This window comes from Nonomuraea sp. NPDC049269, assembly GCF_043197155.1.
Lineage (GTDB): Bacteria > Actinomycetota > Actinomycetes > Streptosporangiales > Streptosporangiaceae > Nonomuraea.
Window position 1 is genome coordinate 306,154 of record NZ_JBICSO010000007.1, and the last position, 24,801, is coordinate 330,954.

General features: G+C 67.5%; 27 protein-coding genes. 13 read left to right on the top strand and 14 right to left on the bottom strand.

Annotation, left to right across the window (positions count from 1 at the left end; translation table 11 throughout):
- Positions 1–503: 503 nt before the first annotated feature.
- A complete protein-coding gene (locus ACGFNP_RS36985; RefSeq protein ID WP_358317922.1) occupies positions 504–992 on the bottom strand; it encodes a MarR family transcriptional regulator in 489 nt (162 codons plus the stop codon).
- 118 nt (positions 993–1,110) lie between these two features.
- On the opposite strand from ACGFNP_RS36985, the gene ACGFNP_RS36990 reads away from it, so the two are divergent.
- Genes ACGFNP_RS36990 through ACGFNP_RS37000 form a run of 3 tightly spaced genes read left to right on the top strand, consistent with a single transcriptional unit; the run spans position 1,111 to position 3,305 of the window.
- Positions 1,111–1,734 (top strand): DUF4386 domain-containing protein, encoded by a 624-nt coding sequence (locus tag ACGFNP_RS36990; RefSeq protein WP_358317921.1) that lies wholly within the window; start codon positions 1,111–1,113, stop codon positions 1,732–1,734.
- Positions 1,731–2,588 carry an SDR family NAD(P)-dependent oxidoreductase gene (locus ACGFNP_RS36995; RefSeq protein ID WP_393326710.1) on the top strand — a complete coding sequence of 286 codons (858 nt, stop codon included), beginning with the start codon at positions 1,731–1,733 and terminating at the stop codon, positions 2,586–2,588. Before ACGFNP_RS36990 ends, ACGFNP_RS36995 begins: the two co-directional genes overlap by 4 nt.
- Positions 2,589–2,591: 3 nt before the next feature.
- Positions 2,592–3,305, top strand: coding sequence for a DUF998 domain-containing protein (locus tag ACGFNP_RS37000; protein WP_393326713.1), 714 nt, complete (start codon positions 2,592–2,594; stop codon positions 3,303–3,305).
- Between the two features lie 90 nt (positions 3,306–3,395).
- Here the strand turns inward: ACGFNP_RS37000 and ACGFNP_RS37005 are convergent, their stop codons facing one another.
- A complete protein-coding gene (locus ACGFNP_RS37005; RefSeq protein ID WP_358317918.1) occupies positions 3,396–3,554 on the bottom strand; it encodes a hypothetical protein in 159 nt (52 codons plus the stop codon).
- Positions 3,555–4,128: 574 nt separating this feature from the next.
- On the opposite strand from ACGFNP_RS37005, the gene ACGFNP_RS37010 reads away from it, so the two are divergent.
- The gene (locus ACGFNP_RS37010) at positions 4,129–4,470 is read left to right on the top strand and encodes a hypothetical protein (protein WP_358317917.1); all 342 of its coding nucleotides are present in this window, start codon (positions 4,129–4,131) and stop codon (positions 4,468–4,470) included.
- Positions 4,471–4,870: 400 nt separating this feature from the next.
- On the opposite strand, the gene ACGFNP_RS37015 is transcribed toward ACGFNP_RS37010, so the two are convergent.
- Both ACGFNP_RS37015 and ACGFNP_RS37020 read right to left on the bottom strand, forming a co-directional pair.
- Complete coding sequence (locus ACGFNP_RS37015; RefSeq protein WP_393326715.1) at positions 4,871–6,349, bottom strand: hypothetical protein; 1,479 nt, start codon at positions 6,347–6,349, stop codon at positions 4,871–4,873.
- Between the two features lie 94 nt (positions 6,350–6,443).
- Positions 6,444–7,052, bottom strand: coding sequence for a TetR/AcrR family transcriptional regulator (locus ACGFNP_RS37020; RefSeq protein ID WP_393326718.1), 609 nt, complete (start codon positions 7,050–7,052; stop codon positions 6,444–6,446).
- Between the two features lie 93 nt (positions 7,053–7,145).
- Here ACGFNP_RS37020 and ACGFNP_RS37025 point away from each other — a divergent pair, with 93 nt between their 5' ends.
- Complete coding sequence (locus tag ACGFNP_RS37025; RefSeq protein ID WP_358317914.1) at positions 7,146–7,895, top strand: SDR family oxidoreductase; 750 nt, start codon at positions 7,146–7,148, stop codon at positions 7,893–7,895.
- A 63-nt stretch (positions 7,896–7,958) separates the two neighbouring features.
- Here ACGFNP_RS37025 and ACGFNP_RS37030 read toward each other — a convergent pair whose 3' ends face one another.
- From ACGFNP_RS37030 to ACGFNP_RS37040, 3 genes are all read right to left on the bottom strand, one after another.
- Complete coding sequence (locus ACGFNP_RS37030; protein ID WP_393326721.1) at positions 7,959–8,090, bottom strand: hypothetical protein; 132 nt, start codon at positions 8,088–8,090, stop codon at positions 7,959–7,961.
- A gap of 154 nt (positions 8,091–8,244) precedes the next feature.
- Positions 8,245–8,718: a TIGR00725 family protein gene (locus ACGFNP_RS37035; protein WP_393326723.1), complete on the bottom strand. Its 474-nt coding sequence runs from the start codon at positions 8,716–8,718 to the stop codon at positions 8,245–8,247.
- Positions 8,719–8,741: 23 nt separating this feature from the next.
- On the bottom strand, positions 8,742–9,752 hold the full coding sequence (locus ACGFNP_RS37040; RefSeq protein ID WP_393326726.1) for a hypothetical protein: 1,011 nt from the start codon (positions 9,750–9,752) through the stop codon (positions 8,742–8,744).
- A 507-nt stretch (positions 9,753–10,259) separates the two neighbouring features.
- Here ACGFNP_RS37040 and ACGFNP_RS37045 point away from each other — a divergent pair.
- From ACGFNP_RS37045 to ACGFNP_RS37075, 7 genes are all read left to right on the top strand, one after another.
- Positions 10,260–10,550 (top strand): hypothetical protein, encoded by a 291-nt coding sequence (locus ACGFNP_RS37045; RefSeq protein WP_393326729.1) that lies wholly within the window; start codon positions 10,260–10,262, stop codon positions 10,548–10,550.
- Positions 10,547–11,020 (top strand): ATP-binding protein, encoded by a 474-nt coding sequence (locus tag ACGFNP_RS37050; protein WP_393326732.1) that lies wholly within the window; start codon positions 10,547–10,549, stop codon positions 11,018–11,020. Before ACGFNP_RS37045 ends, ACGFNP_RS37050 begins: the two co-directional genes overlap by 4 nt.
- Positions 11,021–11,759: 739 nt before the next feature.
- Complete coding sequence (locus tag ACGFNP_RS37055) at positions 11,760–12,101, top strand: putative ATP-grasp-modified RiPP (RefSeq protein ID WP_393326734.1); 342 nt, start codon at positions 11,760–11,762, stop codon at positions 12,099–12,101.
- Positions 12,102–12,106: 5 nt separating this feature from the next.
- Positions 12,107–13,075: an ATP-grasp ribosomal peptide maturase gene (gene tgmB, locus ACGFNP_RS37060; protein ID WP_393326737.1), complete on the top strand. Its 969-nt coding sequence runs from the start codon at positions 12,107–12,109 to the stop codon at positions 13,073–13,075.
- Positions 13,072–14,274 carry an ATP-grasp peptide maturase system methyltransferase gene (gene tgmC, locus ACGFNP_RS37065; RefSeq protein WP_393326740.1) on the top strand — a complete coding sequence of 401 codons (1,203 nt, stop codon included), beginning with the start codon at positions 13,072–13,074 and terminating at the stop codon, positions 14,272–14,274. Before tgmB ends, tgmC begins: the two co-directional genes overlap by 4 nt.
- A 427-nt stretch (positions 14,275–14,701) precedes the next feature.
- Positions 14,702–16,243, top strand: coding sequence for a serine/threonine-protein kinase (locus ACGFNP_RS37070; RefSeq protein WP_393326743.1), 1,542 nt, complete (start codon positions 14,702–14,704; stop codon positions 16,241–16,243).
- 10 nt (positions 16,244–16,253) lie between these two features.
- Positions 16,254–16,754: an NUDIX domain-containing protein gene (locus ACGFNP_RS37075; protein ID WP_393326746.1), complete on the top strand. Its 501-nt coding sequence runs from the start codon at positions 16,254–16,256 to the stop codon at positions 16,752–16,754.
- Here ACGFNP_RS37075 and ACGFNP_RS37080 read toward each other — a convergent pair.
- The 3 genes from ACGFNP_RS37080 to ACGFNP_RS37090 are packed head-to-tail and all read right to left on the bottom strand — an operon-like array spanning position 16,740 to position 19,851.
- Positions 16,740–17,561 carry a carbohydrate ABC transporter permease gene (locus ACGFNP_RS37080; protein WP_358016250.1) on the bottom strand — a complete coding sequence of 274 codons (822 nt, stop codon included), beginning with the start codon at positions 17,559–17,561 and terminating at the stop codon, positions 16,740–16,742. The genes ACGFNP_RS37075 and ACGFNP_RS37080 overlap by 15 nt on opposite strands.
- On the bottom strand, positions 17,561–18,490 hold the full coding sequence (locus ACGFNP_RS37085; RefSeq protein ID WP_358317903.1) for a sugar ABC transporter permease: 930 nt from the start codon (positions 18,488–18,490) through the stop codon (positions 17,561–17,563). Before ACGFNP_RS37085 ends, ACGFNP_RS37080 begins: the two co-directional genes overlap by 1 nt.
- Entirely contained in the window at positions 18,487–19,851 is a 1,365-nt protein-coding gene (locus ACGFNP_RS37090; protein ID WP_393326750.1) for an extracellular solute-binding protein, read from the bottom strand. The genes ACGFNP_RS37085 and ACGFNP_RS37090 overlap by 4 nt, the downstream gene beginning before the upstream one ends.
- A gap of 162 nt (positions 19,852–20,013) precedes the next feature.
- On the opposite strand from ACGFNP_RS37090, the gene ACGFNP_RS37095 reads away from it, so the two are divergent.
- A complete protein-coding gene (locus ACGFNP_RS37095; protein ID WP_358317901.1) occupies positions 20,014–21,174 on the top strand; it encodes an ROK family transcriptional regulator in 1,161 nt (386 codons plus the stop codon).
- On the opposite strand, the gene ACGFNP_RS37100 is transcribed toward ACGFNP_RS37095, so the two are convergent.
- From ACGFNP_RS37100 to ACGFNP_RS37115, 4 genes are all read right to left on the bottom strand, one after another.
- Positions 21,138–21,875: a hypothetical protein gene (locus ACGFNP_RS37100; RefSeq protein ID WP_393326753.1), complete on the bottom strand. Its 738-nt coding sequence runs from the start codon at positions 21,873–21,875 to the stop codon at positions 21,138–21,140. The two genes, ACGFNP_RS37095 and ACGFNP_RS37100, sit on opposite strands and share 37 nt — an antisense overlap.
- A 78-nt stretch (positions 21,876–21,953) precedes the next feature.
- Entirely contained in the window at positions 21,954–22,682 is a 729-nt protein-coding gene (locus ACGFNP_RS37105) for an SDR family NAD(P)-dependent oxidoreductase (RefSeq protein ID WP_358317899.1), read from the bottom strand.
- A 10-nt stretch (positions 22,683–22,692) separates the two neighbouring features.
- Positions 22,693–23,469, bottom strand: coding sequence for an SDR family NAD(P)-dependent oxidoreductase (locus ACGFNP_RS37110; RefSeq protein WP_393326756.1), 777 nt, complete (start codon positions 23,467–23,469; stop codon positions 22,693–22,695).
- Positions 23,466–24,791: an MFS transporter gene (locus ACGFNP_RS37115; RefSeq protein WP_358317897.1), complete on the bottom strand. Its 1,326-nt coding sequence runs from the start codon at positions 24,789–24,791 to the stop codon at positions 23,466–23,468. Before ACGFNP_RS37115 ends, ACGFNP_RS37110 begins: the two co-directional genes overlap by 4 nt.
- Positions 24,792–24,801 lie beyond the last annotated feature (10 nt).

Below are 24,801 nucleotides of genomic sequence, written 5' to 3' on the forward strand. Positions count from 1 at the left end.
CGTGTTTCTGGGGGGGGTGGGGGGGCTTTTGGGGTGGCGGCTCCCCCGCGTGCCCCGCCACCCCGCCCCTGCGTACAGGGGGGGGCCGCCCCACCGGGGGGAACCTCACTTTCCGCTTCGCCCCAGACCAACTTGCCGCGCTGCCTGGACGAGATCCCGACGCCATCGACATCGCCGCCGTCCACCAGGCATTTCTCCAGGGCAGCTATCCGAGTGCCAAGCAGATCGCTACAGTGTGCGGAACCACGAGCGAGCACGTTCGCTACATCCTCGATGAACACCCCGTCGAGAGGCCGATCCTGACCATCGGTCCCCGCATCTGAGGAAACCGCCATGTCGGTGAGACAGACCTTGCGCCAAGAGCATGAGACGGTTCGAGAAACCGCAGGCCACACAAGATCAAGATGTTACGGAGACTTGATCATCGTTTGCGTGTGATGGCATCGCCTGACGCCATCGCGGCGAGCGACACCGTGTCCAACGAGTGAGCTACGCGGCCGTGGTCACGTCTCGGAGCGTTGCCGGTATCTGGGGTGGACCCCGGCGGTGAGGTTCTGCTGCCGGGCGATGCGCGTGAGTAGCTCGCGCATCGTGACGCGTTCTGCTGAGGTCAGTGCAGCGAACAGGTCGTCCTCGTGCGCCTTGCCGAGGGCGCCCAAGCGCTGTAGCGCTTGTTGACCGCCGTCGGTCAGGTGCAAAGCGTAGGAGCGGCGGTCGGGTTCGCCACGGCGGCGTTCGATCAAGCCTCGGTCCTGCATGGTGTCGACGAGAGTGACGAAACGGCTGGGCGGGGTGCCCAGCCGTGCGGCGTACGCCTGCTGGCTCAGCCCGGGCGTGACCGCGATCATGCGCAGGAGTCCGGCCTGCGCAGGCGTCAGGTCTAGGGGTCCGATGCGGGCGGCGAAGGCCGCAGCGGCATGCGCGCCTAGTTGCGCAAGCAGGAAAGCGGCACCGCCCCAGGACCGATCTGGTCCGTCGCTGGGTTTTGACACGGAGAGAATCGTATCACTTGGAAAACGATATACACTCGTATATTGTGTTCGGATGTACATCAATTAGGGAGTCGACATGTCTCGACCGCAGTCCGGCCCGCCGCTGATCGTCCCCGGCGTGGCCTTCACCGTGCTGACCATCGCCGGCATCGTGACCGCCGCAGGCGTTCCTCGCCCGCAGGCGCCCGGTTCCGAAGTGCTCGCTTACATACAGGACCACGCTTCGCCTATGCGGCTGTCGGCATTCCTGGCCGTTGGTGCCGCTGTCCCACTTGCCATCTGGAGCGCCGCGGCGTACCGGCGGCTGCGGGCGTTGGGCATCACCGCGCCAGGCTCGGCCATCGCCTTTGCCGGCGGCATGCTCGCCAGCGGCTTCGCGGCGCTGTCCGGCCTGATCGGCTGGGCCGCCTCCCGGACCGCAGACAGCGCGCCGCTGGCCTCGGCGCTGCGGGATCTCGCCTTCATCACCGGCGGACCAGGGTTCGTGGCGTTCTTCGGGCTCCTTTTAGCCGGGGTCAGCGTCCCGATGTTGCTGCTGCGCATGTCCCGGCCCGTTGCGATCGCCGGTCTGGTCCTGGCGCTGGCCGCCGAGCTGTCGACACTGACCCTGTTGACGCTCGATGCCGCGCCCACCCTGCCGATTGCCCGCTTCGGCGGCATAGCTTGGCTGATCACCGTCAGTCTGCTGCTGCCCACCAGCCGCCACCGCACCTCCGACACGACCGTGTCAGGCAAATCATGATCGCGTTGGTGACCGGCGGCACCGCCGGAATCGGCCTGCAGATCGCCGGCAAGCTGCGCGCCGCCGGAATGACCGTCCTGATCACCGGCCGCGATCAGCCCCGCGGCGCAGCCGCGGCGGCGGACCTCGACGCGACCTTCCTGCCCGCCGACCATCTGACGATCGCTGGCAATCTCGACCTGGCCCGGCGCGTACGTGAGCACGTACCGCGCTTGGATGTCCTGGTCAACAATGTTGGTGGCGGGGCGTTCACCGAACGGACCGTCACCGCAGAGGGCCACGAGGCCACCCTCGCGCTGAACTACCTCGGCCCGGTCGCCTTGACCCAGGCTCTGCTGCCGACACTCGTCGAAGACGCCCGCATCGTCCAGGTCGTGTCGAGCGCCTTCACCATGCACACCGACGACCCGTTCACCGAGCCGCCCACTTACACCGCGATCGCCGCCTACGCCCGCGCCAAACAACTGAACCTGCTGGCCACAATGAGCCTCGCCCGGCAACAGGTCGGCCACACCGCCGTCAACGCGGTCAATCCGGGCATGGCCTGGACCCCAGGCGTCCAGGCGCTCACCCCACAGGCCGTCCCCGCCTGGAGATACATCTGGCCGCTGGTCCGCATGATCCAGCGCCGCGCATCCCCGGAGAAGGCCGCCCGCGTCCCGGCGCTCCTCGCCCAGCGCCCCACCGGCACCGGCCAGCTCTACGAAAGCAATGGCAAGGTCAAGGCACCTCCGGCGCGACTGCACGACCCGGCGCTGCAAGACCGAGCCCGGCAAACCGTCGCCGACCTCACCGCATCACGCCACATCGCCGACGGGCCTGCCGATGCCTGCGGCCCCACCCCCAAGGAGTAACCCATGCCACCCCAGTCCACGTCGTCCCGCCGCGAGCGTCCAAGCCCCGACCTCGGCCAACAACATGACATCACCACACGGATTCTTCTCGCCGCCGGTGTCGTGGGTCCTGTCCTGTTCGTCGTCACCTTCACGGTCGCCGGTTGGCTCCGTCCCGGATACTCGGCAATGGCCAGTGCGGTCAGCGACCTGGGCGTCGGCGACAATGCATCGATCCAGAACGCCAACTTCCTGCTGTTCGGCATTCTGCTCATCGCCTTCGCCACTGGATTCCGGCGCGCCACAACAAAGATCATCGGACGTCGGGCGACATGGGGAGCCATCCTGATCGCGACGACAGGAATCGGCATGCTGGGCGCCGTCCTGTTTCCAGCCGCGCCTCCGACCGAGATACTCCACTTCCTCTTCGGGTTCCTCGTCGTTATCGTCTCGGCCATAGCGGTCGTCTTCTACCTCGGCCGCCAGTTTCGTCGCCTGCCCGGATGGCGTAACCTGTCCCGCTATTCCACATGGACCGGCCTGGCCGCAGTCGCGCTGGTACTTCTCACCTTTGTCGCGCTCAACCCCGCCTCGCCATGGGAGAAAGCCGGAATCGGCGGTCTCATCAACCGGCTACTCGCGGTGGAGATCTTCGCCTGGTACACCGTAACCGGATGGTGGCTGTCGCAATACGCCAGCCGCGGACGCGTCGTCGATCAGACCACAGCCACACGATGATCCTCTTCGAGCGGCTGGGGTTTAACGGACATCGGCCGCAGGCTGGGATGATTTAAGTCGGAACGAGTTGGCGACCTTCTGCCGCTAGATTCACTGCGCTTGCGGGTCCCAGGGGATGCACCAGCGTCCGTTGGCCCTGCGGGCGGGTACCTGTCCGTGGTTGAGCCAGTTGTAGATGGCGTCGGCGGGAATGCCGAGCGCGGTGGCGGCGTTGGGGGTGCCGGTGCGGGCGGCCAAGGTCGAGGGCATGCGGTCGAGGTTGAAGCGGCTGGCGGAACGGGGCTAGCTGACCGAAGGCTCCCCGGGGCTGTTTTCGGTGACTGAGCAGGTGGCCGCTCAGATCGCACGGTAGGTGGCCGGTGGCCGCCGGGGTGACATCACCGCCTCGTCACCGGCGGGGTGATTGCCGGGGGTCTTCCGCCGTCAGGTTCGAGGGTGCGAACCCACCCGAACCTCGCCGGAAGAAGAGCCCGTGGTGGAACCGTACGACACAGGCACGCCGGCCGGGGCGGCGCAGGTGGTCATCGGGCAGTCGTGGGCCTCCACCCGCAGGAAGTCGTCGTCGCTCACTGCGGGATCGTTTCCGGGGTGTGTTTCACCCGTCACCCGTTCGCACCGACCTATGAAACGGCGCGCCCCGTGGGCAACGGCAGGTACCGCGGCACCCGTATTCGTCGGTTTGTCGTTTCACCTCGAGCCCGCCGCCTCAGCTGCATGCCGCGTGTGTATCCGGGTTTCGGTCCCCCCGCTGACGTGGGCGGCTTTCGCCGGATCCTGACCCGGTGTTCGGTCTGCGCCCACACTTGTGGGTACCGTGCCGTCCATGACTGAGAGCTCAGCTACTGGTGTCGAGGCGTTGCTCGGCGAGGAGATCCTCTCTCTCGCCGCCAGCACGTTCGTGGTGACGTTCACGGCTGTCGGACTGGGGCGCGAGCAAGCCCGGAACCGGGTGGACAAAGAGATCTACCGCCGGTTCGGGAAACCCCGCAGAGGCGACGACTATTACGCCTACCAGGCGGTCATTCTCCAGATCGTCCTGATCTGGGAGCAAGCTCGGATCGCGGCACGGGTCTACTCTGGCGGTCTGATCCTGCTCCCCGATGGCACCCGGCTGCTCGACGCCACGGACGCAGTCGACGAACTGCGCACCCTGCTCCGAGCCTGACGTCCAAGTCCCGGTACAAGAAGCCCGAGAACGTGCGGAAGTACTGCCGTCCCTCCCCAAAGGCGATCACAGAGGTCACCAGTCTGCTCCCGCCCAGCCAGATCGCCGCCGACGACTACCGCAGCCGCACCGCCTACAGCACCTTCCGCATGCGCCTGCTGCCCTCCGAGACCAAGCTGCTTCAGGAGGCCGGCGCTGACTTGCTCCACTTCAACGGCATCGACGAGCCACTGACCTGGCAGCCCACCTTCCGATTCTCCCCGGACCAGCTGGCCGCGCTGCCCGGACGAGATCCCAACAATATCGACATCGCCACCGTCCACCAGGCGTTCCTCCAGGAGAAGCTTCCTAGCCCCAAGAAGATCGCCACAGCCTGCGGACCCACGAGCGAGCACGTCCGCTACATCCTCGACGAGCACCCCGTCGACAGACCAATCCTGACCATCGGTCCCCGCAGCCGAGGAAACCGCCATGTCGGTGAGACAGATCTTGCGCCAGGCGCATGGACCTGGCGGGACAGGCCGATGTTCTGACCGGTGTTGGTCGCGTTCGGCTCCAGCAGAATCGCCTCGTCGGGCACGCCGAGTTCCAGCGCGTGCTCGCGGAGTGGACGGCCTCGCCGCGAGGGAAGCGGGCCGCCGTAGTGGGGCTGGTGGCACCGGAGAAGACAAGCAGCGGGAACCACCCTGCGCGGTACAGCTCGACCGCCGCACACGCGACGCCCAGATCGTGGCTGCCCAGGCCGATTGCCACATCGCACCGGCGCAGGTCGTGGTGCATCTGGTGGTAGTCCCTGGTGTGCAAGCCCGTGCCGCGCGGCTTCGCGTGCGGCACGGTCGAGGATCATCAGCCCATCATCCATGGTGGCCCGGTCGGAAAGCAGGATGTGCCCGTAAGCGGTCTCGAGCCGGACCCGCTGCATGGGCGCATCGGTGACGGCGGTGGCGCGGGCGAGGTCGATCAGGCGTAGCGCCTCCGAGAGGTACCCGGCTCCACGGTGGGCCAAGGCGAGTTTCTGGTGCGCGACAGACCAGTCCTCGGGCTCGCCAAGGCTCTTGAACTCGTGGATGGCGGTCGTCATCAGGCGGGCGGCGTAGTCGTTGTTGTCGTTCTTGCTCAGGGCTGTCCCGACCCACAGGCGGGCTCGCGTCCGGTCGCGTGGTGAGAGCCGGTCATCCACCGCCGGCGCTTCATACTCCTTGGCGGCCTCGTCCAGTTGGCCCGACATCTCGGCGACCACCGCCAGCGAAAGGTCGAGCTGGGCAATGCGGCGGGGGATGTCGATCTGGCGGTAGATCGAGCGAGCGTTGAGGTAGGAACGGCGGGCGGACAGGGGGCCGGCGACTGCGCCTTGATCGCGTTGGAGGTCGCCGAGCAGTGTCGTGGATCGTGCGAACAGGTACAGGCCCTTGTCGTCCAGAACGTGTGGGTTGTAGCGGGTGAGCCATCGGTTCAGCAGGTCGCCGGCGTAGCTGAAACTTTGGCGGCTGAGGGCGACCACGGCCCGGTCAAGGTCGACGGTCCATGTCTCGTAGTCCCAGGCCCGTGGCCCCACGCGTGTGACTCGCAGCCCTTGGTCCGTGTCCTGGCCGAGTTCCAGGAGCAGGGTCTCGAACCGCAGGTGGGTCGCCGAGTCCCCGCGAGCGAGCGCGGTGTCCAGGATGGCCTGGGTGTCGGGGCGTGGCCGAGTGGCGGGGCCGAGCTGGTCCCACTTCGCCACGGTGCGGGGAGCCACGCCGAGGTGCTGGGCGAACACCCGCACGCTCATCCGCAAGGCAAGACGAAGTGCATGCGCAAGCCTCGGCCGCATACTCCAAGTGCGACTTACAGTACTTGGGGGCCGGTCGGGCCAGGAAACGTCGGTGAGAATCAGCAGCACCCAGAGGAGCAGACCGGTTCGGCGCCCGGAGCGTGGCCAATGTGGCCGTTCTTGGCGGGCTGCTTGCCGGTAACGAGTCCAGGAGTTGTTCGTATCAGGTGGGCGGCCAGTGCCGTAGGGCCATGTCGGCCACCATGTGGAGGTCGTCGCGGGTGGCGCCACCGGCGGCCTGAACGGCGATGCCGTTGGCCACGGTCATGAGGTATCGGGCGAGCAGGCCGGGATCGGTCCCCGACGGCAGGTCGCCCTCGTCGACAGCCCGCTGGAACCGCTCCCGTAGGAGCGAGATGCCGTTGTCGCGCCAGGCTGTCAACCTGTCCCGGGCGCTGAGACCGGCCTCGCCCGCCGCCAGGGAACCTTGGACGCCGAGGCATCCGGCGGGACAGCCGGGACTGGTGGTGGCCCGGACGGAACCGTTGAGGAACGCCGTGGCCACCTGCCACGCCGTCGGCTCCTCCAGGGCCCGGGGGACGTACGCGGCGGGGCCGTCGGTGTAACGCTGCAGGGCCTGGTGAAACAGGTCTTCTTTGCTGCCGAAGGCGGCGTACATGCTGGTCCGGCTGATGCCCATGGCGTTGGTCAGGTCGGTGAGGCTGGCGCCTTCGTAGCCCTGCTCCCAGAAGACCCGCATGGCCTGGTCGAGCGCCTTCTCGGCGTCGAAACCGCGTGGCCGGCCGATCGGCGCCTTCCTCTGGGTGTTCACGTGATCGATCATACCCCTTTTGTACCGAACGGTGCGGAACTGCCATCGTCCACTTCAGTACCGATCGGTGCAGATTTCTATCGAGGTGAGAGCATGGGACAGCTGGAAGGTAAGACCGCCGTCGTCACCGGCGGCGGAACGGGGATCGGCCTGGCCACCGCCATACGGCTGGCGGCCGAGGGCGCACACGTCTTCATCACCGGCCGCCGAAAGACGGTCCTTGACGCGGCGGTGGAGCGCATAGGCCCAGCGGCGGTGACCGCCGTACCGGGCGACATCTCGGACCTGGCCGACCTGGACCGGCTCTATGCCGCGGTCCGGGCTCGGGGCCGGGGCCTGGACGTGCTGTTCGCCAACGCCGCCGCCGCGTCGTTCGCGACGCTGGAGCAGGTCACCGAGGAGCACTTCGACGAGACCTTCGGCGTCAACGTCCGGGGCACCTTGTTCACGGTGCAGAAGGCACTGCCACTGCTCAACGACGGCGCATCGGTGATCCTGAACAGCTCGGTGCGCGCCGGTGACGGTGTCGCCGCGTTCGGCGCGTACGCGGCCTCCAAGGCGGCGATCCGGTCCTTCGCCCGGACCTGGGCCAACGAGCTCAAGGGCCGGAACATCCGGGTCAACGCGATCTCCCCTGGCACCATTGACACTCCTGGACTCGACGGCGTGGTCGCAACGGAGAACACGCCCGTCACCAAGTCGGATTTCGCCGCGGCGATCCCACTCGGCCGGATCGGGCGCCCGGACGAGGTCGCCAATGTGGTGGCTTTCCTCGCTTCCGACCAGGGCAGCTTCTTCCTCGGCGCCAACTTGGTCGTTGACGGGGGCGAAGTGCACATCTAACGGGTGTCGTCCTGTCTGATCCCTGCCGATCTCCAGGGGTCGGCGGCGGTGGGGGCGAACGGCTCAGGCTTCGGCCAGCAGCAGGGCGAGCCGGTCCGCGCCCGTAGTGGTCGGATGACGGCGTACCAGTTCGATGGCCAGGCCGTGGATACTGGCGCGGTCGCACACCTCGGCGCGAGGTCGGCGCGAGTGCACGGAACCGTTTGGCGAACGAGCCTGGCTCGTGCCGGGTGGCGAGCCAGTTGTTGAGATCGCTCAGGTTCCCGCTGATCATCGGCTGTTTGGCTCCGAAGCGATTCGGCAAGAGCGCCCATGAATCCCATAAGCAGGCCCAACATGCAGTCGTGATCTACCGCCACAGACCGGTCAGCTCTATCGCGTGTTCAGGGCTATCGGCGTGATGGATGCCTGGAATCGGTTGCCCATGGCGATCTTGAAGGCGCCACCCTCCGAGCTGGACGACGGGGCTTCGTCCTCTCCTCATGGCAAGGGCCAGTTCGGAAAGCGTCCCCCACGAGCCGCCGACCACAATCACGGCGTCACCCGAGTTGACGATCACGTTGTTTCGAGCTTCGCCGATCCCTGTAGGAATGACGATGGTCAGGTCAGGGTTGATGTTCTCTCGGTCAGCGCGGGAGAGGATGCCCACAACCGTTCCGCCTGCGGCGTTCGCGCCTGCGGCGACTGCCGCCATGACACCTGTGTATCCGCCGCAGATCACTACCGCTCCATGTTCGGCCAGCATGCGGCCCAACTCGCGGGCATTGCGACGGTCATCGTCGGTGCAGTCACGTGGCCCGCATACCGATACCTGGATAGCCATCAAAGGTCTCCTACTCCGTGACTTCACTCAGGGAGCGCTGGTTGGCTCGGAGAAACGGCACGATGGGCGGTGAATAGATCAATGCGCTCTCTTAGCTCCAGAGCGAGCCTGCCGTGTGCATGTGGGGCAAGTTCGCCACTGAGGCGCCGGATTCGTTGTACGACCGGGACTGTACGATGCTCCGGCGCAATGCTGAGCACCGGATCCAGCGCATCAGCGAACCCGTCAACTTCCCCTGACGCGAGATGAGCCGCCGCCAGGTCTATGCGCGCGGCGGCAAGCAGCTCTGCCCCCGATTCAGATGGGTCGGCTGTCAGGAACTGGATCGCCTGTTGTGCTTGCCGCGTCGCCTCGCGAAGGTCGTCGGCCTCCCCCACGGCGCAATACGCCTCGCTCGCATAATAGGCGGCTTTGCCGCGACTGAACTGGAACACCCCAGGTTCGTCAGCAGTCGACAGTTGATCGCGCGCATCGCGGGCAGCAGCGATGGCGTTGGGGAACTCGTGGAGGTCTCGAACCGCTGCCAGAGCCCTGGCCTCTTGGCTCGTCAGCCTGAGCATTGCCGTGCCGGATGTGGCGTGAGCACGACCGGTGTTGGCTATCTCAGCAGCACGCCGGTAGTCCCCACTCCAGTAGGCGACGTTTGATTGCACCCACCGGACGTAGGCGCGTAGTGGGTTGTCGTCTGTGAGTTCCGCGCACACCAGCGCCGTCCGGGCGTGCGTTTCGGCCTCATGCGGGTGGCCGAGGTCCGCACTGGCGTGCGCCAGAAGACCACATAGCTGACCGGCGGCACGGTACAGCCGCCGCTCCTGATCAAGAGGATGACGCTCGTCAAGGATCGAAAAGACTTCCGTCCGCAGGTCCGCGATGCGGCGGAACGCGAAGTACGGCGGACGGATGAGGTACTCGATCGCCAGCTGACGGACATCATCGTCAAGCTGATCAAGGACGCGTTCGTCAACCTGTCGAAAACGGCGAGCGAAACGGGCAGAATCATCGGCCACTTCTGTTATCTCCTCGTAAATACGCATCCCACCAGATTCCGAAGCCATCTGGCCGCGTGTCCGGGATTTCCCATTTGAGTAGCTATGGGGAGACCAAGGGTTCACTGACGCGACGATTGGCGGAGGGGCGAACAGCTCCGCTACCGGATAGCCGAACATCGTTTCTAGTACTCGACGACATAGGGGGCGCGGCTCACGCTTGACCTGTCCTGCGCACCAACGTTCCCATTGACGCTGGCTCGGGACGTAGTTGCTGCCGAAGCGCTCGGCGGTTGCGAGGAATTCGGCTAGAGCGTCGTCCGCTGCCCAATGGCGCTGGGCGACCAAATGGGCGAGCAGTGTCGCATGAGCCATCCCGCGCCTCCCGCTGACGATTGTTCCTCAGCCACTAGTAATGCCCATCACAAGCAGAAGCGCCAGGCCGAGGCCGGGTTACGTCGTCAAACGTCGGAAAGTGACGGTGTCGCGACGTGAATGGGTCGCGCAACCGACCGTCACAGTGAGTGACGCGCCCACTCGACTGGAAAGGCAGCCATGAACACGTACGGCTCGGCCCTAGAGGTAAGCACCATTTTCGGCGCGTGCGGCACAGCAAGGGAGACCTTCCTCGCCGAACTGGTCCTGCTCGGGGTCGAGTCTTCGGCGCCTTTTACCCGGAGATATATCGAACTCGCCTTGAATGTGGCAGAAAACCGGCATCTGGACGAAATACGCCTCGTGCTGACGGAGTTGGCGGCCAACGTCGTCCTGCACACCCGGTGTGGGGCACCGGATGGACTGATCATCGTGGATGCGGCTACGCGAGTCTGGGAGGTGGCGCGGTGAGCGAGCGGTTTCTTGGTGAAGTCGTGTTGCCGGGGGTGGCGTATTCGGTGGCGGTGGCTCGTCGCTGCGTCGAGGAGATGTTGACGGCGGCAGGGCATCAGGTCGTGGAGGATGCGCGGCTGATCGTCAGCGAGTTGATCACCAATGCGCTGATCCACACCGCTTCGGGGCTGCATGGTGGGGTGGTGACGGTGGAGGTAGTCGCTGTTGATGTCGAGATCGTTCGCGTTGAGGTGACCGATGACGGGGCGGTCACGGTTCCTCGATCGCGGGTGTCCGGCGGTGACGAGTGTCACGGGCGGGGTCTGTGGATGGTCGAGCGGGTCTCGCTCAGGTGGGGTGTGCGCTTGTTGGGGGCGGGGCAGCGCGCGGTCTGGGCGGAGACGTTCACGGGTCAGGCCGTGCCTGCCTGCGCTGGGGAAGATGTGACGATCGGGGCCGCGCACAGCGGGCGTCAGGTGGGGGGATGAGTTGGGTGATCAGTCAATGGTGGTTTCCCCCTCATTGCACGGCACCGCATGTATCGGCCGTGCAGTCGCACTGCGACCAGTTGGCATGGAACCCTCCACGCGGGGGCGAGCTGGACGGCCGGGTTATGCAGTGGACCTGCGACTGCACGGAGGTCTTTTACGAACTGATCGCGCTCGGCGGGTTGCGGTTCGTTCGCCGGGCGGCGCTCCGGAACGGGAAGGCCGTCATTCATGAGAGTGATCGCTCGTCCTTCCATGTGGCAAATGCCACATGGAGCGCTCTGCTTATGGGGTGCGCGAGATGACTGGAAGGCCATCGGGCGGGGCGACACCGGAGTGTCCTTCCTCCCGCCGCCAGCTCCCCATGAAACCTCGACAACAGAGTTAAGCACCCGCGTCGTCATACCTGCCATGCGGAAGCGGTCGGAAGGAGGCCGGCAGTCTTGCCCGCGGTGCATAATTGGGCAATATTGGGTGAGCCGCGTAAAATTGTTCATCGATAGCAAATAGACAGAAACATCTACGCCTTCTATGTCTCCATTAAAATGGGCGCGCCATGTCGCAGAGGATAAAGTGGTGCGCCCAAAATATTATCCTCAAGAGATGTCGCCTAATAGGAAGAAGAGAATGCACGACGGCCTCGCCGTTAGACGCTAGGATTTGTTGACGGCGCTGCAATGCCCCGTCAAGGCGCAACGGAAGGAGTCGCTGCACCAATGGCTGCTGGAGCATTCGCCAGATGGTGAATCGCGCGGGCAGATCAACCGAGCAACGCCTGCCGTTAGACCAGATCGCGCAAAGAAGGGATGCCTGCACTCATGACTCCAATGACGGCTACACATGGGCCCTACAACTCGTCACTGACCGGCTTCCGGTAGGTCTTCCGCAGTACGCGACGGTAGCTCTGGACTCCTCGACCCAGATCGCGCGCTACTTCGACGCCGAGGGCCGGGTGGTGGAGTTGGCCAAGCACGGCACCAACAAGACGGTAGGCACCCCCTCGATGTCGGGTGGCGGCGACGGTAAGGACCCGCAACCGCAAACGCAGGACGACACCAACACCGACTACAAGTCAGACTGACCAGCATGTCCTCTACCGTTCTGGTCATCACCGCATTGGAGGACGTCACCGCAGACTGGGTCATCTCTGCGCTGAACGAGCGCGGGGTGAAGGTCGTGCGAGTGGACCCCGCCGACATCGGACCCGGCTTGAGCTTCGACGCACGAATCAGTGCAGACGCACACGCGTGGAGTGGTCGGCTACGCACTACGAGCCGCGAGGTTGAGTTGACGGAGATATCGGCGGTCTACTACCGGCGCCCCAGCCCCTGGCGATTCGATCACCTGCCTCAGCAGGAGTGCGACTTCGCCATGGCTGAGGCCCGACACGGACTCGGCGGCCTCCTGGCCAACCTGGCCAACGCTGCTTACGTCAATCACCCGTCGGCGATCACCCGCGCTGATTTCAAGCCCGCGCAACTCCACGTGGCCGCCCAACTAGGTCTGAACATCCCGCCCACTCTGGTCACCAACGACATCGATGCTGCTCGCAGGTTCGCCACTGAGCACGAGCCGATCATCTACAAGACCTTTCGTGGTCTGCCTTCATCAAAGGACGGTCGGGCCGGAGCGATCTGGACGCAGCGCGTGAATCCCGACGCCTTCGACGAAACGCTTTCGGTGACAGCGCACCTGTTTCAGGCTGAAGTCCCCAAGGTCGCGGACGCGCGAGTGACCGTCGTCGGTAGCCGTCTGTTCGCAAGCAGAATCGAAACCTCGGACGGCGTTCTCGACTGGCGGCGAGGCGACTGGGAGAAGCTGACGCATACTCCGATCGAGATCCCCGACCCGATCGCGGCAGCCTTGGGCAGCTATCTCGCTTCATTTGAACTGGTATTCGGCTGCTTCGATTTCGCCCTTACCGGCAACGGGGACGTACCCGAGCACTGGATTTGGGTCGAATGCAACCCGAACGGCCAGTGGGGGTGGCTGCCCGATGCGCCCGAGATCACCGACGCATTCGCCGACATCCTGCAGAAGGGAAGCGCGCTGTGACGGCGTCCAAAAGGCTTGAAGCCGACGCCACACGCCTGCGCGCACATCTGGCGCAGCTCCTCGCCGAGGAAGGCCAGCTCGCGGATCCGGCGTGGCGGAAAGCAGTGGAGACCGTGCCCCGGCACCGGTTCGTGCCGGGCTTCTATCTGGATGCCGATGAGCGTACCCAGGAGGGGCTGACCATCTGGCAGCCGGTCACCGCCGAGCGCGACTATGACAGGTGGTTGGCCGCCGCCTACTCCGACATCACTCTCATCACCCAATTCGACGGAGAAGAACCCGACTGGCAACACCCCGCCGAGCGATACGGCGGCGCTCCGACCTCCTCCTCCACCCTGCCGTCCCTCGTCGTGCGTATGTGGGAGGACGCCGACCTTGCGCAGGGACACAGAGTGCTGGAAATCGGCACCGGTACTGGATACTCCACCGCCCTGGCGTGCGAACGTCTCGGCTCGGACGCGGTGACCTCCATCGAGGTGGACTCTCACCGGCTCAACCAGGCCGCCGCAACGCTGTACAGCCTGGGCCACGTCCCCGATCTGGCCGTCGCGGACGGCCTGTACGGCTATTGGCCTTGCGCTCCCTACGATCGCATCGTGGCCGCCTGCTCCTTCCGCAGCGTCCCACCCGCCCTGATCGCGCAGACACGCCTTGGCGGCAAGATCCTGCTCACGCTGAGCGGGTGGCTCTACGGCTACGCCCGCGCTCTGCTGACTGTGTCGGACGCTGGGACCGCAGAAGGGGTGCTCCTTCCAGGGACTGTCTCCTTCATGTCCGCCCGCGCGCACGCCGCCCCCGCCTTCGGCAATCCCGCACACTGGGGAAACGCCCTCACTGAACGGGGGCGGACGGCTCGACATAGCCCTCAACTGATCAACGCTGCGAGCGAAGAGGCGTTCCATCTACGGTTTCTCGCGCAGTGCGCCATTCCCAACGCCCAGATGATCACCATCGATGACACCACGCACCTCATCGACGTCGTCTCTGGCTCGGCCGCATCGCTCACTCCCAACGACGATGGCTGGCAGGTACGCCAGCACGGCCCGCTACTGCTCTGGGATGCCGTTGAGGATGCGATCGACACCTGGCAAAACGCCGGACGCCCGGACCAAACCGGGTTCGGGCTCACCGTCACCGGAGACGGCCAACGGGTCTGGCTCGGAGATCCTCGTGGGCCGAACTGGAGCTTGCCCGCTTAGGAACCACTCCGGAACTGGGGGGTACGTTTGTGCCTCCTGCATGACTCAGCCTCTCCTCGGTTTCGGGGAGAGGCCGTTTCCGTTTGGACCGACGAAGTTAGGTTCGGATCAGTTGCCGCCGAGGGCGGTCTGCTCCAACCAGCCGACCGGGCGGAGCGTTCTTGGAAGGCGGTCCGAGCGCAGCGAGGTCCTTCAGGGGGGCGGGCGTCAGCCCGCCTGGAAGAACGTCCGGAGCGAAGCGGAGGGCCGTTGTGGGCGGGTGGGCATCAGACGGCCGACCACCGAATCGGGTAAGGGGTGGGAGAAAGAACGCCCGGAGCGAAGCGGAGGCCCTTTGAGGGCGGCAGCGCCGCAGTTAGCGCCCACGCGGCACCATCCACCCCTAATATCGCTCCTGTCCGTATAAGCCCCGATATCGGAGGAAGCAGTGGGCGACCCCGGGACCGAGAACACGTCAGGACGTGGCGGTCCGGTGACGCTGCTCGCGGATCGCTACCGGCTGCTGTCTCCACTCGGCCAGGGTGGCATGGGCATCGTCTGGCGGGCGGTGGACGAGCTGCTGCGGCAAGAGGTGGCCATCAAGGAGGTCCGGCTGCCACCGGATCTCGACGAGGCGTCCCGGACCGCCCTGGCCGAACGCACGCTGCGCGAGGCCCGGGCCGCGGCGCGGCTGCGTTCCCACCCGTCGATCGTCACCGTGCACGACGTCGTCCTCGACGGCGGCCGGCCGTGGATCGTCATGGAGCTGGTCCAGGGCCGTTCCCTCGACCGGGTCGTGCGCGACGACGGCCCGCTGCCCCCGCGCCAGGTGGCCTGGATCGGTCTCCAGATGCTCGACGCGCTCGGTGCCGCGCACGCGTCGGGCATCCTGCATCGGGACGTCAAACCCGCCAACGTCATGCTCACCGATGACGGGCGGGTGCTGCTGACCGACTTCGGGATCGCGACCGTCGCCGGAGACGTCGCGCTCACCCAGACCGGCCTGCTCACCGGCTCGCCCGGCTACATCGCCCCCGAGCGCCTGCGCGGCGAGCCGGACGGCCCCCTCTCCGACCTGTGGTCGCTCGGCGCCACGCTGTTCACGGCGGTGGAGGGCGGCCCGCCGTTCGCCCGCCCCAACCCGGCCGCCGTGATGGCGGCCGTCCTGATGCAGGAGCCCGCCCCCGCCCGGCTGGCCGGCCCGCTCGGCCCCGTGCTCGCCGCGATCCTGGAGAAGGATCCGGTACGGCGCTGCGCCCCCAACCAGGCGGCCGACTGGCTGAACGGCATCGCCCAGGGCGCCCCCAGCACCGACCCGGCCCTGCACCGCGAGCGGACCCAGGCCACCCCTGTGCCCAGGCGCAGCCGTCTGCCCCTCATCCTCCTGGGCGCCGGGCTGGCGGTCGTGCTGGCCCTGGCCACAGGGGTGGTGATCTTGGTGCGGGTCCTGCCGAACCTCAACACCACGTTCACGTTCAGCGAGTCGCTCGGCGACACCTCCACCCCGGCCCCGACGTCCGGCTCGACGGGGTCCGCCCGGGCGCTGTTCGCGCGCGACTTCGAGGCGTGCGGCCTGCTGACCAACGCCCAGGCGCGCTCGCTGCTCGGCGGTACGGTGAAGCGCCAGTTCCAGACCGCTTCCGCCTGCATGTGGACCAGGCCCGACAACGGCGCGTTCGTGAGCGTCACGGCGAACCGCCTGGCGGATGTCTCGGCCGCGCGCATCTCCCAGCAGTACACGGTCAAGACCATGAAGGAGGAACCGAAGCGCAACCCGGGGACCAAGGTCCGCAAGGGCCCGGCCGTCGGCGACGAGGCGTTCAGCTACACCCGGGGCGAATCCATCGTGGGCACGATCTACCGGACCCAGATCTCGTTCCGCGTGTCGAACGTCTGGGTGATCATCTACCACACGGGCCGGCAACCGGGATTCGCCACCGCCGATCGGACGGCCAAGCTCGTCGTCAAATCCATCAACCGGCATCGCTAGTCTCAAACCCATGGCGATCAGGAACTCGCACTGCTCCTTCTGCGGCACGGCGTACCCCCCGGAGCAGTCCTGGCCGCGCACCTGCGCCGGCTGCGGCAACACCGCCTACCTCAACCCGCTGCCGGTCGCGGTGCTGCTGCTGCCGGTGGACGACGGCCTGCTGGTGGTCCGCCGTGGCATCGAGCCGCACCGGGGCGAGCTCGCCCTGCCCGGCGGGTTCATCGACGTGGGCGAGAGCTGGCAGCAGGCCGCCGCCAGGGAGCTGTACGAGGAGACGGGCGTCGGCGTCGAGGCGGACCGGGTCCGGCTGTTCGACGTGCACAGCGCTCCTGACGGCACCCTGCTGGTCTTCGGCCTGGCGCCACGGACCATCTCGGCTGCCCTGCCGCCGGTCGTGCCGACGGCAGAGACCATGGAGTGGCTGGTCATAGACGGGCCGCGGGAACTGGCGTTCCCGCTGCACACCGGGGTCGTCTCCGCGTACTGGGAGCGGCGCTCAGCCTTTCACTGATCCGGCGAAACTGAAGGAACCGGCGAGGTACTTGTTCACGGCGACGTAGAGGACCACGGCCGGGGCCGTGTAGATGATCGAGAAGGCGGCCAGCTCACCGTAGGCGACCTGCCCGTACTGCGAGAAGAAGGTGTAGATGGTCACCGCCGCCGGCTGTTTCTCCGGCGTGTCGAGCAGGACGAACGGGGCGAAGAAGTTCCCCCACTGGCCGACGAAGACGAAGATGGCGACGACGGCCACCCCGGGCGCCATCAACGGCCCGACGATCCGGAGCAGCGACTGCACCCAGCCGGCCCCGTCGACCCAGGCGGACTCCTCCAGGCTCACCGGCACGCCGTCCATGAAGTTCTTCATCATCCAGATGGAGAACGGCAGCGAACTGGCGGCCAGGAACAGCACCATGGCCGGCACCGACCCGTACAGGTTGAACCGGAAGAACATCGAGTAGACCGGCACCATGATCGCCGTGACCGGCAGGCCCGTGGTGAACAACAGCGTCAGCATGAAATGCCGTTTGAAACGCAGGGTGTAGCGGGAGAGCGGGTAGGCCGCGAGCCCGGCGACGATCACGGTGAGGATCGCGGTGCTGCCGGAGATGAGGATCGAGTTGATGATCGGGTGGTAGACGGTCTCCCAGGTGAGCACCGCGCTGAAGTTCTTGAGCGAGAACTGGAAGGTCGGCTGCGCGGCGAGGTTGGCGTCGGGTTGCAGCGAGGCGAGGATCACCCACAGGAACGGGCCGAGGAAGGCCAGCGCGATCACCGCGAGCGAGACGAGTGCCGCGCCACGGGCGGCCAGGCGCGTCATCAGGTGTCCACCTTGATCAATCGCAGGTACACGAGGGAGAACGCCGCGCCGATGGCGAGCATCACCAGGGCCATCGCGCTGCCGTAGCCGATCTCGAAGTAGCGGAACGCCTGCTCGTACATGTAGAGCGGGGTGGTCTGGCTGGCCGTGCCCGGGCCGCCGCCGGTGAGGGCGTAGATCAGGCCGAAGCTGGCCAGGGTCTGCAGCGTGATCAGCATGAGGTTCGACAGGATCGAGCGGCGGATCAGCGGCAGGGTGATGTGCACCAGCCGCCGCCAGGTGCTCGCCCCGTCCACCGCCGCCGCCTCCAGCAGCTCTCCCGGTACGTCCGAGAGCGCGGCCGAGTAGACGAGCATGGAGAACGCGGTGCCGCGCCACACGTTGGCCAGGATGATCGCGATCATCGGCGCGGTGAACAGCCAGTCCTGGGAGAGGCCGAGGGCGCCGAGCGCCTCGTTGAGCGTGCCCTCCTCGGCCAGGAACGAGTACCAGCACGCCGCCGCGACCACCTCGGGCACCACCCAGGCCGCGATGACGACACCGTTGACCACGCTCCTGACCACCCTCCCCCGTCCCCGCTGGAGCAGCGCGATGATCAGGCCAAGGGTGTTCTGCCCGATGACGGCCGAGCCGATCACGAAGACGAAGGTCAGCAGGAGCGAGTTGCGGAAGTCCTCGTCGCCGAACATCTTGACGAAGTTGTCCACCCCGATGAACCGCGAGTTCACCGACGCGGCGCCGGTCAGCGTCTCGTTGGTGAAGGCGATGTAGACGCTCCACAGGATGGGCCCGACCATGAAGATCACGAACAGGATCAGGGCCGGCCCGAGCGGCAGCAGCCAGCGCAGCGTGCGCCGGGCCCGCCGGCGCGGCTCCCCCTTCCCGGGGGAGCCGGCCAGCCGTGGCGGTGTCACGGACGTGACGGTCATGAGCCGGAGATCACCTTGTCGGGGCCGCCGACGACGCCGGGCAGCGCGTCGGCGTAGTCCTTGGCCGCCGCGTCCGGCGCCTTGGAGCCGGTCGTCATCGCCTCCATGACCTTCTGCACCTCGGCCGAGACCTTCGGGTAGACCTCGTACGCCGGGCGGTAGTGGGTGACCGAGGCCAGGTCGGACCAGAACTTCACGCTCGGGTTGTCAGCGGAGTACTTCGGGTCGGCGGCCACGTCCTTGCGGGGGGCGAGGTCGCCCGTGCCGACGGAGTACAGCAGCGTGTTCTCCTTGTTGGTCGCCGTGGAGATGAAGTCCCACGCGTCCTTCTTGTCCTTGGCGTACGAGCTCATCGCCATGACCCAGCCGCCCGACATGCTGACCGCGCCGGGTGCCTCGCCGTTCTGGGTCGGCATGGGGGTCCAGCCCATCTTCTCGGTCCACTGCGGCCACGGTTTGGTGCTGGTCGGCTTCCAGGCGGCCGCCATCCAGGCTCCGTCGAGGTCGATGCCGAGCTTGCCGTTGGGGAACCAGTCCTGCCCGATCTTCTCCCCCAGCTTGGGGTTGAACGCGTCGGCCTGCTTGGGGCCGAGGTTCTCGCGGTAGATCGTGTTGATGAAGCCGAGCGAGTCGGTGAAGCCCTTGCCGGCGGCCACCCACTTCTTCTGGGTGTCGTCGTAGAGGGTGCCGCCGGGGGTGCCGTAGAGCAGCATCTCGAAGCCCTGCATGGTGGCGGCCTCACCGTGCGGCTTGGTGGAGTACATGCTGAAGGGGACGACTCCGGGGACCTTCTGCTTGATGGCGCGGGCCGCGGTCAGCACGTCCGCCCAGGTCTTGGGCTCCCACGGCGTCTGGATGCCGGCCTTGGCGAAGATGTCCTTGCTGTACCAGAGCCCTCGGGTGTCGGTGCTGATCGGGACGCCGTAGATCTTGTCGTCGGGGCCCTTGGCGGCCTGCTTGACCGAGTCGGGGTACTGGGCGGCCCAGTCGGGCCAAGTCTTCAGATAGTCGTCGAGTGGCGCGAGCTTGCCGGCGGCGACGTCGGCGTTGACCTGGAACGTGTCGTGGAGGTACACGTCCGGAGCCGATTCGGCCGAGCGGTTCAGCAGGGCGAGTTTGGTGTAGTACACCTCGTTGGTGCCCTGGACCGCGGTCAGCTTGATCGTCACGCCCTTGTGCGCGGCCTCGAACTGCGTCTTGGCCTGTTCGAGCATCTTCTCCAGGTGCGGCCAGGAGGGTTCCACCCGGTAGAGGACCTCGATCTCCTTGGCCCCGCTGCTGCTCTTGTCCTGCGTGTCCGCACCACACGCTGTAGTTGCTACCGCGACTGTCAGGATCGAGGCCACCATCGCTCGTCTCATCGGACTCCTATCTCGCCGATCCCCGAACGCGTTAACTGGGTTGACGAGACGGTAAATCTTTTTGATTTATTAAGTCAACGATGGAAGCCCCGAAGACACCGGGAGCCATACATGCAAATGGGGACAAATCTCCCTAAAGTGGGACACTTTAATCGTGCGGTCGTGCTGGAGGCGATCCAGGTTTCGGACGGCATCAGCCGTGTCCAGATCGCCGGGCGGGCCGGGCTCACCGCGCAGACCGTCTCCGTCATCGTGCGCCGGCTCCTCGAGGAAGGTCTCGTCATCGAGGACGGCTCGCTCCCGTCCCGGGGCGGCAAGCCGCGCACGATCCTGCGGGTGGATCCCACCGCCGGATACGCCGTCGGCATCCACTTCGATCCGGGCGAGATCTCGTACGTGCTGGCCGACCTCGCGGGACAGCCGGTCGCCAAGCTCCACGCCGCCGTACGCCCCGGTCCGGCGCCCGACGCGGTCATCCGCCAGATGGCCCGCACGGCCCGCAGGATGCTGCGCGAGGCGGACGTGCCCGACCACAAGGTGCTGGGCATCGGCCTGGCCTGCCCCGGCCCGCTCGACGCCGACGGCATCATCAACGTCCCGCCCCGCCTGACCGGATGGGATCACGTGCCCATCAAAGGCCTGCTGGAGGAGTACGCCGGCTTCCCGGTGACCGCCGACAACGACGCCACGGCGGCGGCGATCGGCGAGCGCTGGGCCGGTGTGGCCCGTGCCACGCCGAGCTTCGCCTACCTGTATCTGGGGACCGGCATCGGTGGCGGGCTGTTCCTGGACAACCAGATCTACCGCGGCCGTTCCCTCAACGCCGGCGAGTTCGGCCACATCACGGTGGCTCCCGAGGGTCCTGACTGCTACTGCGGCAACCGCGGCTGTGTCGAGGCGGTCTGCTGCCCGAGCGCGATCGAGGAGACCGTACGGGCGCGCCTGGCCGGGGGCGCCGAGAGCACGCTGACCGCCGAAGGGCTCGACCACGCGGCGATCTGCGCGGCGGCCGCGGCCGGCGATCCCCTGGCCGGTGCGGTCATCGGCCAGGTCGCGGCCCGGCTCGCCGACGCCGCCGTGAGCATCGTCAACATGCTCGACATCGACCTGGTGGTGCTGGGCGGGCCCGCCATGCGCGAGGTCGCTCGCGTCTACCACCAGGTGGTGGCCGCGGCCGTGGCCACCCGGCCGCTGGCCCGCCGCCTGCACACGGTCCAGGTCGAGCTCTCCCCCATCGCCGTCGACGCCGCCGCGATCGGGGCCGCCTCCCTGGTCTTCCACGCCACCTACGCGCCTCGGCTCAGCACGTTGCTGAACCGGTGATCTCGTACGGTGCGTGCGCGGACGACGTGGCCGGCGCGGATCTCCACGTCGAGCAGCGCCACGTCGTCGAGCGGGCAGCTCAGGGCGAACGCCGTGTCGTCGAACCGTCCCGCCTGGCGCTCCCATTCGAGCCTGACCACGGCGTCGGCGGCGGATTCGGGCGACGGTACGAGCTGGGGGTCCACGGGGCGGCCCCACGGCGCGCTCACGCCCTCGATCCGCGCCAGGTAGAGCCGTCGGACCCACAGCGGCGTGGCGAGTTCGGCGAGCACGGCCAGCGCCGCCGCCTCGTCCGCCACCACCACCTCGGCCCCCGCACCGAGGGCGGCCTGCGCGGGCGCGAGGGGGTCGACGCACAGGACGATTTCTGCACGGCCATCGGGCGCCGGGACCGGCAGCCGCCCTGAGGGGCGCGCCGGGTCGAGCGGAGCGATCGCGCCGGATGACGCGGAGCGTACTGCCCCGACCAGCTCGCCGAGCGTGGCACAGACCACGGTGCCCCCGGTGGGCCGGGCGACGAGCCAGCCGCCGGTGGAGGGTGAGACCCGCAGCCCGGGCGACGGTCGCACCCGGGTCACCGCGCGGGCCACCGCCGCGCGGGCGGCCGGCCCGGCGACCCAGGGACGCGCCCAGTCGACGTCGCCGCGCTCACCGCACGCGCCGCACATCAGCCGTTCCCCCTCGGCCCGCTCGCGCCGCACATCAGCCGTCCCTTCTCCTCGTTCAGCCCGCGAGGCCCCGGGCCGCAATCCACAGGGCCGCAATCCGCCGGTCCTCCATTACGGCATGACGTCGCCCGAGTTGGGGCCGAGGGTCTGGCCGACGTAGAGGTTGCCGCCGGGGTCGCTGGCGAGCAGGACCGCCGTGGGTGCGATCTCCTCTGGGCGGCCGAAGCGGCCCAAAGGCAGTTCCGCGCGCTTGGCGGCTTTCCACTCGTCGGTGATCCCGGCGACCATCGGGGTCTCGACCGGGCCGGGCGCGATCGCGTTCACCAGTACGTTGTGCTCGGCGACCTCGAGCGCGAGCGACTTGGTGAGCCCGATCACCCCGGCCTTGGCCGCCGCGTAGTGGCTGAGCGAGCGGCCGCCCTTGATGCCGAGCTGGGAGGCGATGTTGACCACCCGCCCCCAACGCCGCGAGACCATGTGCGGCACGACGTACCGGCAGCAGAGGAAGACCCCGGTGAGGTCGACCGCGATCGTCTCCGACCACACCCGCGGGTCCATCTCCACCAGCGGCGCCTCGGTGAGGATGCCGGCGGAGTTGACCAGGACGTCGATCCGGCCGAAGCGGTCCATCACGGTGGAGACGGCCGCGGCGACGGAGCCGGGATCGCTGACGTCCACGGTGACATGCCCGGCCGCGCCCATGACGGTGGCCGCGCGCTCGGGGGACAGGTCGGCGAGGACGACCTCGGCGCCCTCGCGGAGGTACGCCTCGGCGATCGCGCGGCCGATGCCACTCGCGCCACCGGTGACCAGGGCGGTCCGGTGTTCCAGGGCAGGCATGGGTTCCTCCTCAGGCGGGCATGCGGACGGTGAGCCCGCCGTCGACGACGATGTTCTGGCCGGTGATGTAGCCGGCGTCGGCCGAGGTGAGGAACCGGATGACGGAGGCGACCTCCTCGGGCCGTCCCACCCGGCCCCACGGGATGTCCCGCCCGGCGCGGGCCAGGCCGTCGGGGCCGAGCGAGTTCACCGGGTCGGACGACTGCGGGGTGACGATGAGGCCGGGGATGACGGAGTTGACGCGGATCTGCCGGGGGGCGAGTTCCACCGCGAGGCTCCGGCACAGCCCGAGCACTCCGGCCTTGGCGGCGGCGTAGTGGGCGTGTTCGCCCCAGCCGTACACGCCGCCCGCGATGGAGGAGACCGCGACCATCGCGCCGGCGCCGCTCATCCGGGCCGACGCGGAGCGCAGGGTGCGCAGCACGCCGGTCAGATCGACCTGCAGCATGTCGTCCCAGGCCGCGTCGGTGAGCTCCGCCAGCGGGGCCCGGCGCAGCACTCCGGCGTTGGCCACCGCGATGTCGAGGCGGCCCCACTCGTCGACCGCGCGCTGGGCGAAGGCCTCGACCTGCGCGGCATCCCGTACGTCGACCTCGTGCACCACGCCCGCGCCACCGGCCTGTTCGACCTGCTTGAGGGTCTCGGCGGGGTCGTGCGGGTCGCCGGGGTAGGTGCCGATGACCGTACGAACGCCGTGGGCGGCGTACGACACGGCCAGCGCGCGGCCGATGCCGCTGGCGGCGCCGGTGATGACGGCGACCCGCCCGCCGGTGTCGAGGGGAGTCACAGCGCGGGCACCTTCCGCGCACCGAACATCACGAATCCCGACAGGAACGTGCCCAGCGCGCCGACCAGCAGGGCGCCCTGGTTCCAGTCCGAGCCCGCGACGAGCATCGCCGTGATGATCGCGCCGGCCGCGATGGCGCCCGGCTGGCTGATCGCGTTGATGAACGAGGTTCCCGTGGCGCGGCAGCGGGTGTCGTAACACTCACCCATGTAGAACAGCATCGCCGAGTACGGCCCCACCAGGAAGAACATGCCCAGCGAGTAGAGCGCGACCACGGCGACCGTGCCGCTGGCGACGAGGAGCATGAGCGCGAAGATGACGCCGGACGCCATCCAGCCGAACGCGATCACGTTGCGCCGGCCGAACCGGTCCCCGGCCCAGCCGTGGAAGACGTAGCCGAGGTAGCCGATCGCGTTGATCACGATGAACATCAGCAGCGAGTTGGTGAAGCCGACGTGCTTGCCCTGGGTGAGCACCGTCGTGCCGAGCACGCTGAACACCTGGATGCCGAACCAGTTGACGAACCAGGCGAACCCGAGGACGAGCGTGTTGCGCAGCGCGGACCCACGGAAGATCTCCTTGAACGGAGCCGACTGGCTCTCGGACACGCCGTACTCGCGGGCCAGACCGGCCGCCTCCTCCGCACGGCCCTCCTTGCGCATCCGGTCGATCTTCTGCTGCAGCTCGAACTGGGGCGTCTCGCGCAGGCCGCGCCGCAGGAGCGCGATCACGATGGCGGGGAACGTCGCCAGCAGGAAGCAGCCCCGCCAGCCGACCAGCGGAAGGAAGACGGCGATGAAGGCCGCGGCCAGCAGCACGCCGAGCGGCCAGCCGCCCTGGACCAGGCTGTAGATCAGCCCCCGGCGCTTCTTGATCTTCTCGTCCTCGGTGACGGCGTAGATCTCGTTGAGGTACGTCGCGTTGACCGACTGCTCGGCGAGTCCGAGCCCGCCGATGGACCGGACGCCGACCAGGTAGGCGGCGTTCATCGTGGCGGCCGACACCGCGGAGGCCAGTGCCGTGCCCGACACGGTGAGGATCATGCCTTTGCGGCGGCCCAGCCGGTCGACCAGCGGTCCCACCCCGAGCACGACGACCGCGGTCCCCACCGAGATCAGCGTGGAGATCAGGGACGCCTCCGCCTGGGTCCACTTGAACTGGCCGGAGATCTCCGGCAGGAGCGTGCCGAACATGATGTAGTCGTAGACCGCGAAGATCCAGGCGAACAGCGCGATCACCGTGGCCTTGCGCGTCTGCCGTACCCCGACGCGAGGGAAGGGCCGGGTGCCGGTTTCCGGGACGCCCGAAGAGGTCGTTGTCATGGAGATGCCC